Below are 14,995 nucleotides of genomic sequence, written 5' to 3' on the forward strand. Positions count from 1 at the left end.
CTTACAGATGCCACTTGGGTCAGTTTTCTCACGGTGACAGAGGCCGGGGGGCGGCTGGTATACTCGGCGCCATTTTTAGCCAAGCTGTGTGAGATTCAATGGAACGCTTTATCGAAAACACGATGTACGCCTCGCGTTGGCTGCTGGCGCCGATCTACCTGGGGCTGTCCCTGGGCTTGCTGATCCTGGCGCTGAAATTCTTCCAGGAAATCATTCACGTGATTCCCAACATCTTCACCATGTTGGAAGCGGAAGTGATCCTGCTGCTGCTGTCGCTGATCGACATGGCCCTGGTCGGCGGCTTGCTGGTGATGGTGATGATTTCCGGCTACGAGAACTTCGTCTCGCAGCTGGATATCGATGAAAACAAGGAAAAGCTCAACTGGCTGGGCACCATGGACTCTTCGTCGCTGAAGATGAAGGTGGCGGCCTCCATCGTGGCGATTTCCTCGATCCACCTGCTGCGCATCTTCATGGACGCCAAGAACGTCGATCCGCAACACCTGATGTGGTACGTGATCATCCACATGACCTTCGTAGTCTCGGCGTTCGCCATGGGCTACCTGGACAAGCTCACCAAGCACTGATGCCCCGCGCCGGCCTTACTGCTCGACGAAGTAGTAAGGCTGGCGGTTGATCGCCATCTGCTTTATTACCGTGACTTTCTCGTTCAGCCGGTCGGTGTGGTCCATCAATGCAACGTTGCCGGGCTTGGCGGTGAGGAAGGCGCGCAACTCTGGTTCGGTCTTGAGGATCGGCAGGTAGGCTTGCAGATAGAACACGCTGGCGCCGGCGATCCGCTCGTTGGGCTGGTACATCGCCACCGCTTTGCCTTCGTCTTGCAGTGTCTGGATCTGACTGATCACCGGTACGAAGGACTGTCGCACGTCGGCTTTTGGTGCGAACCAGAAGGCTGCGATCAGGTAGCAGGCCATGGCCAGGGTGAAAACCCCAGCGATGATGCGCCGGTGGTAACGGTACAGCGCAGGCTTGTGTGCCTTGGCCCACTCCAGCAGCACCCGCGCATATTCGGCGGCCAGTACCGCGGCGGCTGGCGTCAGCGCCATCAAGTAAACGGTGCGTTTGCTGGAAGCCAACGTCAGCAAGGTGAACTGCGCCACCAGCCACACGCTGAAAAACAGACGGTAACGGTTGCGCACCAGGCTTTTGCGAAAGTGCCACAGGCCCAGGTACACCAGGATGTTCCAGGGCAGGAACGCCTCGGGCAGTTTGGCGATGTAATAGTAGAAGGGCTCGTAATGCCCGGCTTCGACAAACGAGCCGCTGAAGCGTCCGACGCTATTGGTCCACAACACCTCACCCACGGCCTGCATCCCGCCGCGCTGAAACAGAAACCCCAGCCAGATCAGCAACGGCACCAAGGCCAGCAGCGTGAACAGTGCCGGCTTGAGCCAGTCGCCGATGCGCAGGCGTTTATCCATCAGACTGGTACTGGCCAAATACACAAAGATCACGATGCCAGGCATGGCCAGGCCCAACACACCTTTGCTCAGGGTGGCGATGACCATGCCAGCGGTAAACAACGCCCAGGCCCATACACTGGACCCTTCGCGTTCGGGCCGTACGGCCTGGTAAAACGCCAGCAGTGCAGTGGTCACGCCAAGGCTGAGTAAAGAATCCTCACCCACACCCCGCACATTGCCCCAGTAACTGGCCATGGTCGCCAGGATCAGCGCGGCACTGAACGCCAGCGTCTGCGGCCGCCCGAATCGGCGCAGCATCCCGTACAACAGCATCACGCTGAACAATCCGGCGAACGCCGAGGCCAAACGCACAGCCCCAGTGCTGGCGCCAAACAGGCGAATCGCGCCGGCATCCAGCCACAGGCTCAGCGGCGGTTTTTCCAGGAACGGCTCGCGAAACAGGCGCGGCACCACCCAGTCATCGTCCAAGTGCATAGCCATGGCGATCCCGGAAACCCGGGCTTCGGTGGAGCCTTGCAGCTCGTGGTTGCCGAGGGCGAAGAAGAACAACAGGGCAGCGAGCAGGAGCAGCAGGGGAGCGGGACGCGTCATGGAATCTGGCTACCGGGGAAGAGGACCGTTCGGGGGATCGGCCATTGCAGTTGGCTAGTATCTGTCAGCGTTTCTGAACGTTTAGTGAACGGATGGGGAAATATTGATGAGGGGCTCTGGCCTGACGCTGACTTGTTCGTAGGCAAGTCATAGGCGCGCAGTGTTTGTCACAACAATCCCGAATAGCCCGCTACGTTTTTCCACCCGCACCCAACCCTGATCACCGCGGCTGCTGGCGCGGCAGATTTTGATCTGTTTGTTCACTTCCGGATCGAATATCAGGATGCCTGAGCAGCTACGGCTGCCGCCTGGGGTGTATTCGTACGGGGTCACGTAGCTGCTGAGCGCCGTACTTGTAAGAAGAATGAGCACTGCTAGCAGGGCGGCCATCACCATGGCACTCGCAATGAGCGCACCGAGAAAAGCCTTCAAGTGCTCCATTGGTTTTCTGCGCAGAAATTCGGGTTTTCTCATGCGCCACAGGTTCAACATCCAGGCAATGGCCAGCACTGGCGATGAGATCAGGCAGGTTATTTCAGCCACCGGTTTGAAGTGCACAGACGGCCAAATAATGAATACCCAGGCCAGGATCAGCGCCATGAACAGCAGCATGCCAATGGCGGCCGGTATTACGAAAGCATAGGAATTTTTGTTCAATGCGATGTTCGTCCTTGTCATCAAAGCCTTCCGCCTGTGTCTTTTGAGGGCTGGGGCGGTTAATTCATTACGCGGGCGTATTCTGCGCTGTTGATACAGTCAATCCAAATAAAGGGTGGCGATGACGCGCTGGGTTTTCTGAGGCGGCTGACAGCAAAAGGCCGAGTCGCTGAATGCGCCTCGGCCGCCTGTCTTGGGTTAGAACCAGTACTCGCTCTACCAACAGTTCACCCAGCACGACCAATTGCTGAGTGGCCAGCAGCTTGTGACGGTTGGCACCTTCTAAACGAAAAGGGTGGCGACCGTACGCGGGTTAGCAGACCAGGAATCAAGGAACCCGGCGCACCCGAAAGTGCCCCACGCACAGCCGCCATGATACGAACCAGCGGATGCTGAAAGCATCGCTCGAACGGATGGTGGCTTTGCAGGCCTTGATATTAACCGAGCTGCTAAACCCGGTCGCTGATTTTGCAGCGACAGAGGAAGGCTAGGCTTGTTGGTTGGAGTGCGCCAGTTCATCGACAGCGCGGCATTTTGCAGGAAAATTCTGATGCCCAACCTTGGCGGCCTCTATCGTTAGGCTTTCCGGCTGGCAAGACAACGTCCAATGTCGCCTCAGTGCGCAAAACAGTCGTCTGGGTTCAAGCCACCAGCGCCCACTTATCGCATGCTTGAGTTCAAATGCTGGCATAAAGGAGGCCACGCTGATGCAATCCCAAGAAAAGGACCTGTCTCTTGTTAACAACCTCTTGCTCAACAGCGACGAAATCGAAGCATTTCGTCGCCAGGGGTTTATCAAACTCAAAGGCTTTTTATCTGAGCACGCCATTCAATCCTTGAAGCAGGCGGCTCGTTCGAAAGTGATCTCCGCACGGGAGTCGAAGTCTGCCTATGGGGATTCTTTCAGCCGGTTGACCTATGATTTGGGGACAACCGATGCGGTGAAAAACATCTATTCCTCAATCGCGTTCAGGACGGCCTTGGTGACGTTAATCGGGCATCCGCTGATCATGACCGAGTCCCAGAGTTTCGAGCTTACCCCGCATAAAGAGGGTTTTGCCTGGCACTACGATTCCCTGAGCTTCAGGTACATCCGCCCTCTGGACGCAGCCTTCAGCGTGTGGATCCCGTTGGATCCTATCGACAATTCAGGCCAGCGCGGGGGCATGGCTTATTTAGCCGAAGACATCTACTGCGCAAAAGCGAATTTCCAGATGGCCAGCCTGCTTTCCAAACGAATGGCTGCCGGCGTTGCCGTGGAGGATTTTTCCGCGCATTTGAGAGCTGTGTTCCAAACGCCCAGCCTGCTCACAGACCTGTTTGAAGCGTATAAAACCCAGGACGATTTTGAAGTGGGCGATGTACTGCTGTTCACCAAGTCGATGTGGCACCGATCTGAACCGCTCTTGCCAGGACCGCTCGCGACTCGCCTGGCGGTGACCATGCGTTTTCTCGATTGGCGTTCACGATTGGACAAAACGATGTTCGAAGGCGAGTCTGAAAGTGGCGGCGGTGTAGGGATGGGGGTCAACTGGGGCAGGCCGACCCAGACCGCCTATGGTTCGCAATTTATCGACATCAATGACGGCGAGGAAATTCGCACTTCCACGTATTGCGGCGCTGTCATCTGATGTCCCCGCAAAGATTGCCTGCTGAGGAGCGCTAATGTCCAGATCCTACGCGCTGGGAGTGGCAGCTGCGGTATTTGCCACCTTCAGCTGGGCGCTTAATTTTCTGTCGCCCTACATGATGGGCGCCTTCGGTCCGATTGACTTTATCACCCTGCGGTTCATCGTATCCGGCTGCATCGGCCTGGTGATGCTACGCATCTATTGGCCTGGCGACCCCGTTTTAACCAGGCGCTCAATCCTCAACGCCGGGCTGCTTGGCGTGCTTGGCTATGCGGTGTACATCGGTTGCATCATGGGCAGCGTGCTCAATGGCGGCGCTATCATTGCACCGGCATTCCTGAGCGCTACACCGGTCATCATTGCGGTCGCGGGCAATATGATCGAGCGCACCACCACCTGGATCAGCCTCGCTGTCCCAATCATTCTGGCGGTTTGCGGGTTGGTCGCGGCGAACTATGGCACCTTGGTCGGGGTTTTAGACAATGACCTGACCTCCTACCTGGCCGCGGTCAGCTACGCCGTGGGTGCGGTGCTGACCTGGCTGATGTTCAGCATACTCAACCAGAAGATGCTGGCGAAAATCCCCAGGGTACACGCAGGCCTATGGACCGGCCTGATGATGGTCGGCGCTGGTTTGAGCGTGGTTGTGTTCGTGCCGTTCGGGCTGGTATTGGACCTGTACACCTATCCACACCTGGACCTGCACTTGAGCAATACCCTGCCGGTGCTGGCTGCCGCAGCGGCGCTGGCCTGTGTTGCTTCCGTTGGCGGCGCATGGGCCTGGAATTTTGCCAGCCAGAGGCTACCGATGGCCCTGTCCGGGCAGCTTATTTCAGTGGAAACCATATTCGCAGTCGCCTTTGGGCTGATCGCCGAGCAGCGCTTGCCTACCGGCCTTGAGGTTCTGGGTATCGTTGGGCTGCTGGCAGGTGCTTCGATTGCGGTGAGGGTGATGGCTCAAGGTAATCGCGAAGGGGTGAAGGTGCAGGCTTGAGTGATCGAGCTGGCGGGGGCGGCGGGGTATGGCGATAGGTGAACAACAGCGTTGATCAGAATTTAATCAACCTGAAACGACAGGCCACGACCAGCACCGTTGGCCAGAACAGTGTATTGGCGATGTCATGGAGACTCGCGCCCCACCGCCAGTACCCCAAGCTCGCCTTATCATCCATAAGATCGAACAACTCGATGAGGCACGCCCCCGCCAACACCACCAGCCAACTGCTGAAGGAACCCAGGGATTTTCGAGTGATGCAGCTGGCAGCGATCAGCAATGCCAGGCCTACATAGATATGCAGGGCATCCCTCGAGAGGCCAGTGGCTGAAATGATTCCAAGCTTGAGTGATTGCAGTGTGGAAGCGTCCATTGAGTGTTTCCTCGTTTATCGGGGCTTAGGTCCATGATAGTTACCCGTGGTTTGATTGGTTGTCACGCTCAATAGCCGGGCTGAAGCTCATTCGTTTCAGGACCGCGGTGGCTGTCTGGCTTACGATGGGCCGGGGGAGTGGGCATTGCTTTCGTTTGGCAGGACGCCGTAGAGGGTGTTGCTGAAAAAACGGCTGAACCTTGCGAGAGTTCGCGTCAATTGATAACCACTTGTGATGCATCCAGATGCAGAAAAACCCGCACTGGGCGGGCTTCTCTGGTGTCTCGATTGGTGGGCCGGGGAAAGCTGAAAAGCTTTCTCATCTTATTAATTTATATAAAGAATAATAATCTTAAATTGTTGCTGGAATGCCAATTGGAATACCGCTCTACCGGGCGATACTCACCACGATCGGCGGTATGAGTTCACCAGAGCGGAAATGACGTTAAGCAAGGATGTAAATCTTAAATATTTTGTAAGAAATTTCCTCATTTTTGGTAGGCTTTTGCCATCAGTCGAGAGGAAATGGAATGCCCGCAGTCATCGTGGAAAACGACACATCGCAGTGGCAAGACGAAACCGGTGCTGTCTATCACTTCCCCAAGCGGTACCAAGCCTGGCTTGCTGAAGGAACCGAAGTGATCTATTACAAAGGACGCATCCAGGACAAAACCTTTGCTTCTGCCCGCCTCAGCGCCGATCCACATTATTTTGGTATGGCACGCATCGGTAAGGTCTACGCAGACCAGAGGAGTGATAAGGGTGACCTATTTGCTTTGATCGAAAACTTCACTCCGTTTGAAAGCGCTATCCCCTCGAAAATTAACGGAGCGTACTTGGAGACGATCCCCGCTACTCGTGTGAACAACTATTGGCGTGACGGGGTTCGGTCCATTTCCCAACTGGATTACGATGCAATCCTAAGTCATGCGAAGCTCCTGTCTTCCCAGGCTGACCAGGGCACACCAAATATCGAAGGCGATCCATTGACCTTTGAATCGGCCAATGAAGGCAACAAATCAAGTTACTTTGGAACCCGTTACGAACGCCGGAAAGATCTGCGGGTGAAGGCCATTGCTATCCACGGGCTCGACTGCAAAGCATGTGGCTTTGATTTCGAACAGGCGTACGGCGAGCACGCGAGGGGGTTCATTCACGTTCACCATATAGTGCCGATTTCGGACTTTGGTGGTGAGAAAGCCGTGAATCCTGAGACTGACCTCGTTACGTTGTGCGCCAACTGTCACGCGGTGGTCCATCGCAAGCGGGAGATGACGCTGAGCGTTGATGAGCTGAAAGGCATGTTGCGCGGGCGATGGGTAATCGAGCCTTAGTTTTCTGCTGTGTTCAGCCTACGGTTTTTTGTAAGGCTGAACCCTGGATAGTGACATCCTACCGGCGGGCCCATTAGCCGTTACTGTACCCGGCAAGTTGGCTCTCAAGGTATTGCGCGGTCTCCTGATCAGTACAGTATAGGTAGCAGCCTTTTATCTCACTGGGAAATGGGGCTGGAGGAAGGAGACGGATTTATTTTCCCCCGTGTTTACTGGACTTCAGGCACAAAAAAAGACGTCCATAGACGTCTTTTTTCGTTCAATTGGTGGGCCGGGGTAAGTTGAACAGTATTTTTAACTTGTTGGTTTTTATAGGTAATTTTCTTTTAGAAATTTGTCTGGAATACCTTTTGGAGTACCAGAGGTTTCCGCAGGCTGTTGGGATTCTCAGCGATATCTCTGCCAATTGTCTTGACTAAGCTGAAGCGCTTCCACCCTCACAGCGCTAAGGCCTCCGTAGTTTCGACATGCGGACCTTCGATTCAATGATATCCAGTACACTTGCCCCATCTCTAGCCTGCCAGCGGAGCGGGCTACCCGAACAGCTGCTCAAGATTTTTTCGAGTAAAAATGACCCTGATTAAATTAAAAGACCTTGAAGCGCACCTATGGCATGCCGCACACATCATCACCGGCCCCATCGACGCCTCCGACTACAAAACCTACATATTCCCGATCCTATTCTTCAAACGGATCTGCGATGTATATGACGAAGAGTTTGAAGAGGTGCTGGCCAAGGTCGGGAGCGCGGAGCTGGCGCGCGAGAAAATCTTCCATCGCATCCAGGTTCCTGTTGGCAGCCACTGGGATGATGTGTTCGCCAAGTCCCACGATATCGGCAAGGCTCTTAAGGATGCTTTTCTAGGTATAGAGCAAGTCAACACCCAGTTGCATGGCATCTTCGGCGATGCCAGTTGGACCAATAAAGAACGCTTGCCGGATGAGCTGCTAGCCACGCTGCTCAACCACTTCAACAAAGTCGATCTCAGGGTTGCCAGCGTTCGTAACGACGATATGGGGCGCGCCTACGAATACCTGATCAAGCGCTTTGCCGACAAAGCCAACAAGAAAGCCGGTGAGTTCTACACCCCGCGCACCATTGTGCGGCTGATGGTCAACATTCTTGACCCCAAAGCGGGTGAAAGCGTTTATGACCCGGCTTGTGGCACGGGCGGCATGTTGCTGGAGACGATTCACCACGTTCGAGAAAACGCGGGTGACCCCCGACTGCTGAAGCTCAAAGGACAGGAAAAAAATCTGACCACTGAAGCCATTGCCCGTATGAACCTGTTTCTGCATGGCCAGGAAGACTTTGAGATTGTTCGCGGCGATACCCTGCGTGAGCCCAAGTTTCTGAACTATGACAGGCTCGAAACCTTTGATTGCGTAATAGCCAATCCACCGTTCAGCCTCAGCGAGTGGGGACATGAACAGTGGGCGGCGGACGCCTACAGCCGCAACACATACGGCCTTGCCCCGAAAGCCAACGGTGACTTCGCTTGGGTGCAGCATATGTTTGCCTCCCTAAATGCGAATGGGCGCATGGCGGTTGTGCTGCCCCATGGCGTGCTGTTTCGCGGCGCTGCCGAGGGCCGAATCCGCACCAGCCTGCTCAAAGAGAACCGCATCGAAGCCATTATCGGCGTGGCCCCTAACCTGTTTTACGGCACCTCCATCCCGGCTTGCATCCTGCTGCTGCGCAAGCGACGCCCTAATGAGCATCGTGACCATGTACTGATCATCAACGCCGAGGATATTTTCACCAAAGGCCGCGCGCAAAACACCCTGAGCAATGCCCAGGCGGATCAGATTTACCAGATCTACCTAGAGCAGTATCAGCAAGGCCCCTCTGCCATAGCATTGGAAGGCTTAGCGCGCTGGGTGCCGCTGGGTGAAATTGCCGAAAACGACTTCAACCTGAACATTGCCCGTTATGTGCAAAAGCCACTGGAAGAAGAAACCATCACCGTCGAAGAGGCGCTGAAAGACTTTCAGCAAAAACTGGCCGCACTGGAGCAGGCCGAGCAGGAGCTGGAAGAACTGCTGATCAAGGAAGGGTTTGAGCTATGAGCACGGATAGCGTGGACAGCAACACCTCGCAGCTCATCAAGCAATACGCCGAGTCGCAGTACGAGCAGTTTCACCAGCAGCGCCAACATGAAGATGCCGCCGGCGCAGACAAACGCCTCGCCGACCTGAGCCAGCTTGCTCATCAGCTATCAGACAAGACTCGTAAGAATGATTGAGTACCAGAAAAACCAAGCCTCTCAACTTGGCAAAAAGAAACTCGAAGACCTCCTTTGGGGAGCGGCCGAGTTTCTTCGCGGGCAGATCGACGCCTCCGACTACAAGCAGTACATCTTCCCGCTACTGTTCTATAAACGTCTGTCCGACGTTTACCTGGAAGAGTATGTCGAGGCCATGGAAGTCAACGAGGGCGATGCCGACTATGCCGTCATGCCCATGTTTCACCGCTTCCATATTCCCCAGGAGGCGCGCTGGGAAAAGGTACGCCATACCAGCAAGAACATCGGCGAAGCCATCCAGAATGCCCTGCGCCTGATCGAGACCCACAACGAACGCCTGCACGGCGTATTCGGCGATGCCCAGTGGACCAACAAAGAGCGTCTACCCGACCACCTGCTGGCCGACCTGATTCAGCACTTCAGCAAGATCCCCTTGGGCATAAAGTCGGTGACCCAGGACGACCTGGGCGAAGCTTACGAATACCTGATCAAGAAGTTCGCCGACGACTCTGGCCACACCGCCGCCGAGTTCTACACCAATCGCACCGTGGTGCACCTGATGACCCGCATCATGGGTCTCAAGCCCGGTGAAACCGCCTATGACCCCACCTGTGGTACCGGCGGCATGCTGCTCAATGCGGTGATGGACCTGCGGGACGAAGGTAAAGAATGGCGTAGCGTCAAACTCTACGGCCAGGAAGTGAACCTGCTCACCTCCGCCATCGCCCGTATGAACATGTTCCTGCACGAGATCGAAGAGTTTGAAGTGCTGCGCGGTGATACCTTGGCCGAGCCCAAGTTTATCGATAACGACCAGCTCAAGCAGTTCGATGTGATCTTCGCCAACCCGCCGTACTCCATCAAAAAATGGAACCGCGACAAGTTCGCTGCCGATCCTTATGGCCGTAACTTTTACGGCGTGCCACCGCAGGGCTGCGCTGACTATGGCTTTTACACTCATATCATCAAAAGCCTGAAGCCCGACATCGGCCGCGCCGCCATGCTCTGGCCCCACGGCGTGCTGTTCCGCGACTCGGAGCAGGCCATCCGTAAGCAGGTGATCGAGTCAGATATTATCGAAGCGGTGATCGGCCTTGGCTCCAACCTGTTCTACAACTCGCCGATGGAATCCTGCGTGGTGGTGCTCAACAGCAATAAGCCTACTGAGCGCAGAGGCAAAGTCCTGTTTATCAATGGCGTCGAGCATGTCACGCGTGATCGTGCCCATAGCCGACTCTCGGATGACGATCTGGCTGTGCTGATCGAAGCCTACTGTGCACCGGACAAGCTGCCGGCCATTACCGCGCTGGTGGATATCGAGACGATTCGCGCGAATCAGCACAATTTATCGATACCGCTTTATGTGCAGGCCATCAGTGATGAGGAAGTGCATGATATCGGGCATGCCATCGAGGCCTGGAAAGTCAGTCGTGTTCAGTTAAAAAAGCAAACCAGTAAACTATTTAAAAGCCTCGCAGAGCTGGGGTACGAGGTGAACAACACATGACAGCACAGCAGTTACCCGAAGGCTGGCAGTTGGTGAAATTTGGTGAAATTGCCAAGCATATTTCCAAGCGCGTAGAGCCCAGCGAAACCGAGCTGGATATCTATGTGGGGTTGGAGCACTTGGACCCGGATAGTTTGAAGATCAAGCGCCATGGCGTGCCCAGTGATGTGGCCGGGCAAAAGCTCTTGGTTAAAAAAGGCCAGATTATCTTTGGTAAGCGCCGAGCATACCAACGTAAGGTTGCCGTAACCGAGTGGGATTGCATTTGCTCAGCCCATGCGATGGTACTCGAAGCAAAACCGGACAAGATAGTTTCAGATTTTTTGCCAATTTTTATGCAGTCTGATTTGTTTATGAGCCGAGCGGTGGCAATCTCTGAAGGGTCGCTATCGCCAACGATTAAATGGAAAAGTCTTGAGGAGCAGCTGTTCCTCTTGCCTCCAAAGTCAAAACAGAAATCTCTTATTTCTGTTTTTAACAAGCTAGCATTAGTTGAGGATCTTCAGTTAAGTGCGGAGCATGCAAGTGCTTGTTTGCAGAATGCTTTTTTGATGGATATAAAAAGCGCGAGTATTAATTGTAGTCAGCTAAGAAGCGGAAGGCTTATAGATTTTTTTTTACTACAGAGAGGGCACGACTTAACTAAAAAAGAGGCTGCAGAGGGGGATGTTCCGGTTATTTCATCATCCGGATTTGCATATTATCACGACAGCTACATTCTTGAGGGTAACGCTGTAATTACCGGTCGTAAAGGAAAGCTTGGTGACGTTTATTATTTTGATTCACCATGTTGGCCGCATGATACTACTCTCTATGTTAAGGATTTTAAGGGTAATTACCCAAAATATGTTTTTTGGTATTTAAAATCTATAAATCTGGAGCGGCTGGATGCAGCAAGCGCCGTACCTACCTTGAATAGAAATAATGTTCATGCTCTAAAAGGGACCTTCCCTGGCTATGAAACACAAATTAAAGAATCGAATAAGTTAGATGAGATTGAATCGCTTCGCAAGACCTTGTCAAAAAAGCTGGCTGTTTTCAGATCACTAGCTAGCGCCATTATTAATACTGAGCTGAGCCCCAAAAGCCTGGATAAATAAAATGTTTAACGAACAAACCGTCACCGAAAATGGAATTATCGACCGTTTAAAAAATTTAAGCGGGGTAAAGTGGACTTACTGCCACGGCGAGAACCTGCCCAAGAAGGGGCAGGATACCTTTGTCGATGAGTGGCTAAAAGACGCGTTATGTTCGTTAAACCCGGCAATCAACAAACAACCGGATTACGCCGATGAAGTGATCCACAAGCTGCGCGGTGTGCTTTTGGAGGCGCCGCACAGTGGCTTGGTCAGGGCCAACGAAAATTTCCAAGCGTGGCTGCTGGCCGAAAAAACCTTGGCCTTTGGCGAGAACGGCGAGCACGTCACCATCAATCTGATCGACTTCGACAACCTCGACAACAACCATTTCGTGGTGGCCCAGCAGGTACACTATGTGGCGGCTGGCGAGGTGTTCTTCGATGTCGTGCTGTATGTAAACGGCATCCCGTTGGTGGTGGGGGAGGTGAAAAGCGCCACTCGCCCTAGTGTCAGTTGGCAAGACGGTGCCGCTGACTTTATGGGCGGCAAGAAGCACTATTGGCAGAATGTGCAGGCTTTCTTCGTGCCCAACCTGCTGTGTTTCGCCAGCGAGGGCAAAACCTTTGCCTACGGCGCGATCAATGCCCGTGTCAAGGACTGGGGCCCCTGGCACCACACTGATCAGCGCGAAGATATTCCTGCCACATTGGCCTCCGTGCTGGCGAGCGCTGAAGGGCTGCTGAACCCGCAAACCCTGCTGCAACTGCTGGCTTCGTTCGCGCTTTTCTCTACCCATAAAACCGGTAAAGACACGCCGCCCAAACGCATCAAATTGCTGCCGCGTTACCCGCAGTTCGAGACGGCTAAGCAGATTGTCGAGCGGGTCAAGCAGGGTTACCCGAAAAAAGGCTTGATCTGGCACTTCCAAGGTTCGGGCAAGTCGCTGCTTATGCTCTACGCGGCCAAGATGCTGCGTGCCGACAACGAGCTGAAAAACCCTACCGTGCTGATCGTTGTCGACCGCCGCGACCTAGACAGCCAGATCAGCGAGACCTTCGGCGGTGCCGATGTAAAAAACCTGATAAAGGTGCAGAGCTGCAAAAAGCTTGGTGAACATATCGAGCAAGACAGCCGCGGGATTCTGATTACGACCATTTTCAAGTTCAAGGATGTCGAGGTTGATGAACTAAACCCGGATGGCCTGAACAATCGCGACAACATAATCGTACTGGTGGATGAAGCCCACCGCACACAAGAAGGCGGTCTGGGCGAAAAGATGCGCTGGGCGCTACCCAATGCTCACTTCTACGGCCTGACCGGTACGCCGATCTCCGGCATCGAGCGCAACACCTTCAAGCTGTTCGGCGCCGATGAAGACCCTGGCCGTTATATGAACCGCTACAGCTACAAGCAGTCGATCCGCGACGGTGCCACCAATCCGGTTAAGTTCGAGCCCCGTTTAGCCGAATTGCGGGTCGACCGTGAGGCGATCAATGAAGAGTTCGAGCAACTGGTCAAAGACAACAACCTGGACGAGGACGAAAAATCCGTCCTGTCCAAACGCGCCGGTAAGCTGGCCGTGATGCTCAAGGCACCGAAACGCATGGAGGCCATCAGCGCCGACATTGCCGAACACTTCACCAGCCATGTGCAGCCGAAAAAGATGAAGGCCATGGTGGTGGTCTATGACCGCGATGCCTGCGTACAGATGTATTACCTACTTGGTAACAAGCTGGGTTTCGACGCACTAGAGGTAGTTATGAATCTCGACCAGGCGCCGGTGAAGGATGAGAACGGCAAGCTCAACAAGGACTGGAACAAGTGGAAGGAAGAGCTAGATCTGCCGATCAAGCAAGTCGACTTTGAGCGCTGGCAGAAATTCGATGGTGAAGAGCAGGCGCAGAAAAACCTGCTGGAAATCTACAAAGACCCGAAACAACCCCTGCAACTGCTGATCGTGACCGCCAAGCTGCTGACCGGTTTCGATGCGCCAATCTGCTACTGCATGTACCTGGATAAACCGCTGCGTGATCACACATTGCTGCAGGCCATGTGCCGCACCAACCGCCTGTATGAGGCGGACGGGGTCGTCAAGCGTATGGGCTTGATCATCGATTATCTCGGCGTATTCGAAAACCTGCGCACGGCGCTGGCCTATAATCCGGAAGAGATCGACGGGATTGTCGAAGGCATCGAGAAATTCAAGGAATTGCTGCCAGAGCAGTTGAAGCTGTGTCTGGCCTTCTTCCCGAACGTGGACCGCACCCTGGCAGGTTTCGACGGCATCCTGGCCGCACAGGAATGCTTGCCGGACAATAAAAGCCGCGATGAGTTTGCCGCAGCATTTGGCGTGCTGGCCAAACTCTGGACGGCCATCAACCCCGACCCTTTCCTGACGCCCTACCGCCAGGATTACAAATGGCTGGCGCAAATTTATGAATCAGTACGCCCGGTTGGTCAAACGGGTGCGTTGGTCTGGGCCGCGTTAGGGCCCGAGACCGTCAAGATGATTCACGAGCACACCGATATCAGTCGCATACGCGCTGACATCGATGAGCTAATCATGGATGAACACGCGATCTTCACCCTGACCGAGAAAGAGCAGGAAAAACGTGCCCGCCGACTGGAAATAGACTTGATGGGTCGTCTGCGCGGCCATGGCGAGGCTGTATTCGTCGAGCTGGGCGAGCGCCTGGAGAAATTGCGCCGAGAATATGAAGCAGGCGTAATCAGGGCCATCGATTGGCTCAAGGGCCTGCTGGATGCCGCCAAAGATACGGTTCAGGCCGAGCGTGAAACCGGTGACTCGGTGGTAACGGAGGCAGACAACAAGCAGGCACTGACCAAACTCTTTCTGGAAACCCGTCCGGAAACCACGCCGAAGCTGATTGGTGATGTAGTCGAGCAGATCGACAAAATTGTGAACGCTACCCGCTTTGAGGGCTGGCAGAACTCCAACAGTGGTCCACGCGAAATCCAGAAAGCACTGATGCTGACCCTGGCGCAGTTTGGCCTAAGCAAAGACAAGGACCTGTTTGAAAGGGCATACGCCTATATTGAAGAACATTACTAAGTCGATGATGACGTACGGCCGTGCGATGAAGGCAGCTAAGCGCCCCCACCGTGAAGACGGTGGGA

At 54.4% G+C, this 14,995-nt stretch carries 12 protein-coding genes and 1 pseudogene; 9 read left to right on the forward strand and 4 right to left on the reverse strand.

Annotated elements, in window-relative coordinates:
* Positions 1-98: 98 nt before the first annotated feature.
* Complete coding sequence (locus FRT59_RS24505) at positions 99-587, forward strand: TIGR00645 family protein (RefSeq protein ID WP_005791582.1); 489 nt, start codon at positions 99-101, stop codon at positions 585-587.
* 15 nt (positions 588-602) lie between these two features.
* Here the strand turns inward: FRT59_RS24505 and FRT59_RS24510 are convergent, their stop codons facing one another.
* The 3 genes and pseudogenes from FRT59_RS24510 to FRT59_RS27615 form a co-directional block, all read right to left on the reverse strand.
* On the reverse strand, positions 603-2,036 hold the full coding sequence (locus FRT59_RS24510; protein WP_153872606.1) for an ArnT family glycosyltransferase: 1,434 nt from the start codon (positions 2,034-2,036) through the stop codon (positions 603-605).
* 147 nt (positions 2,037-2,183) lie between these two features.
* On the reverse strand, positions 2,184-2,693 hold the full coding sequence (locus FRT59_RS24515) for a hypothetical protein (RefSeq protein ID WP_153872607.1): 510 nt from the start codon (positions 2,691-2,693) through the stop codon (positions 2,184-2,186).
* 205 nt (positions 2,694-2,898) lie between these two features.
* Positions 2,899-2,985: pseudogene (locus FRT59_RS27615) on the reverse strand (DUF6124 family protein); the annotation flags it as partial.
* A 415-nt stretch (positions 2,986-3,400) separates the two neighbouring features.
* Here FRT59_RS27615 and FRT59_RS24520 point away from each other — a divergent pair.
* Both FRT59_RS24520 and FRT59_RS24525 read left to right on the forward strand, forming a co-directional pair.
* A complete protein-coding gene (locus FRT59_RS24520) occupies positions 3,401-4,324 on the forward strand; it encodes a phytanoyl-CoA dioxygenase family protein (RefSeq protein WP_153872608.1) in 924 nt (307 codons plus the stop codon).
* A 34-nt stretch (positions 4,325-4,358) separates the two neighbouring features.
* Positions 4,359-5,318, forward strand: a complete 960-nt coding sequence (locus FRT59_RS24525; protein ID WP_153872609.1) for a DMT family transporter — start codon at positions 4,359-4,361, stop codon at positions 5,316-5,318.
* A gap of 55 nt (positions 5,319-5,373) precedes the next feature.
* Here the strand turns inward: FRT59_RS24525 and FRT59_RS24530 are convergent, their stop codons facing one another.
* Positions 5,374-5,691 carry a hypothetical protein gene (locus FRT59_RS24530; protein WP_153872610.1) on the reverse strand — a complete coding sequence of 106 codons (318 nt, stop codon included), beginning with the start codon at positions 5,689-5,691 and terminating at the stop codon, positions 5,374-5,376.
* Positions 5,692-6,221: 530 nt separating this feature from the next.
* Here FRT59_RS24530 and FRT59_RS24535 point away from each other — a divergent pair.
* The 6 genes from FRT59_RS24535 to FRT59_RS24560 all read left to right on the forward strand — a co-directional run bounded on the left by FRT59_RS24535 (position 6,222) and on the right by FRT59_RS24560 (position 14,930).
* Positions 6,222-7,025, forward strand: coding sequence for an HNH endonuclease (locus FRT59_RS24535; RefSeq protein ID WP_153872611.1), 804 nt, complete (start codon positions 6,222-6,224; stop codon positions 7,023-7,025).
* A gap of 570 nt (positions 7,026-7,595) precedes the next feature.
* Positions 7,596-9,095 (forward strand): type I restriction-modification system subunit M, encoded by a 1,500-nt coding sequence (locus FRT59_RS24540; protein WP_153872612.1) that lies wholly within the window; start codon positions 7,596-7,598, stop codon positions 9,093-9,095.
* Entirely contained in the window at positions 9,092-9,271 is a 180-nt protein-coding gene (locus FRT59_RS24545) for a hypothetical protein (protein ID WP_233456226.1), read from the forward strand. Before FRT59_RS24540 ends, FRT59_RS24545 begins: the two co-directional genes overlap by 4 nt.
* Entirely contained in the window at positions 9,264-10,778 is a 1,515-nt protein-coding gene (locus FRT59_RS24550) for a type I restriction-modification system subunit M (RefSeq protein ID WP_153872613.1), read from the forward strand. The genes FRT59_RS24545 and FRT59_RS24550 overlap by 8 nt, the downstream gene beginning before the upstream one ends.
* Entirely contained in the window at positions 10,775-11,878 is a 1,104-nt protein-coding gene (locus FRT59_RS24555; protein ID WP_153872614.1) for a restriction endonuclease subunit S, read from the forward strand. The genes FRT59_RS24550 and FRT59_RS24555 overlap by 4 nt, the downstream gene beginning before the upstream one ends.
* A 1-nt stretch (position 11,879) precedes the next feature.
* The gene (locus tag FRT59_RS24560) at positions 11,880-14,930 is read left to right on the forward strand and encodes a type I restriction endonuclease subunit R (protein WP_153872615.1); all 3,051 of its coding nucleotides are present in this window, start codon (positions 11,880-11,882) and stop codon (positions 14,928-14,930) included.
* Positions 14,931-14,995 lie beyond the last annotated feature (65 nt).

Source organism: Pseudomonas haemolytica (assembly GCF_009659625.1).
Lineage (GTDB): Bacteria > Pseudomonadota > Gammaproteobacteria > Pseudomonadales > Pseudomonadaceae > Aquipseudomonas > Aquipseudomonas haemolytica.

Excerpts from the sequence above, each read along its gene's own strand:
- FRT59_RS24505 (WP_005791582.1), top strand. The coding sequence starts at position 99 with ATGGAACGCTTTATCGAAAACACGATGTACGCCTCGCGTTGGCTGCTG.
- FRT59_RS24510 (WP_153872606.1), bottom strand. The coding sequence starts at position 2,036 with ATGACGCGTCCCGCTCCCCTGCTGCTCCTGCTCGCTGCCCTGTTGTTC.
- FRT59_RS24560 (WP_153872615.1), top strand. The coding sequence starts at position 11,880 with ATGTTTAACGAACAAACCGTCACCGAAAATGGAATTATCGACCGTTTA.
- FRT59_RS24545 (WP_233456226.1), top strand. The coding sequence starts at position 9,092 with ATGAGCACGGATAGCGTGGACAGCAACACCTCGCAGCTCATCAAGCAA.
- FRT59_RS24550 (WP_153872613.1), top strand. The coding sequence starts at position 9,264 with ATGATTGAGTACCAGAAAAACCAAGCCTCTCAACTTGGCAAAAAGAAA.
- FRT59_RS24540 (WP_153872612.1), top strand. The coding sequence starts at position 7,596 with ATGACCCTGATTAAATTAAAAGACCTTGAAGCGCACCTATGGCATGCC.
- FRT59_RS24535 (WP_153872611.1), top strand. The coding sequence starts at position 6,222 with ATGCCCGCAGTCATCGTGGAAAACGACACATCGCAGTGGCAAGACGAA.
- FRT59_RS24530 (WP_153872610.1), bottom strand. The coding sequence starts at position 5,691 with ATGGACGCTTCCACACTGCAATCACTCAAGCTTGGAATCATTTCAGCC.
- FRT59_RS24520 (WP_153872608.1), top strand. The coding sequence starts at position 3,401 with ATGCAATCCCAAGAAAAGGACCTGTCTCTTGTTAACAACCTCTTGCTC.
- FRT59_RS24555 (WP_153872614.1), top strand. The coding sequence starts at position 10,775 with ATGACAGCACAGCAGTTACCCGAAGGCTGGCAGTTGGTGAAATTTGGT.
- FRT59_RS24525 (WP_153872609.1), top strand. The coding sequence starts at position 4,359 with ATGTCCAGATCCTACGCGCTGGGAGTGGCAGCTGCGGTATTTGCCACC.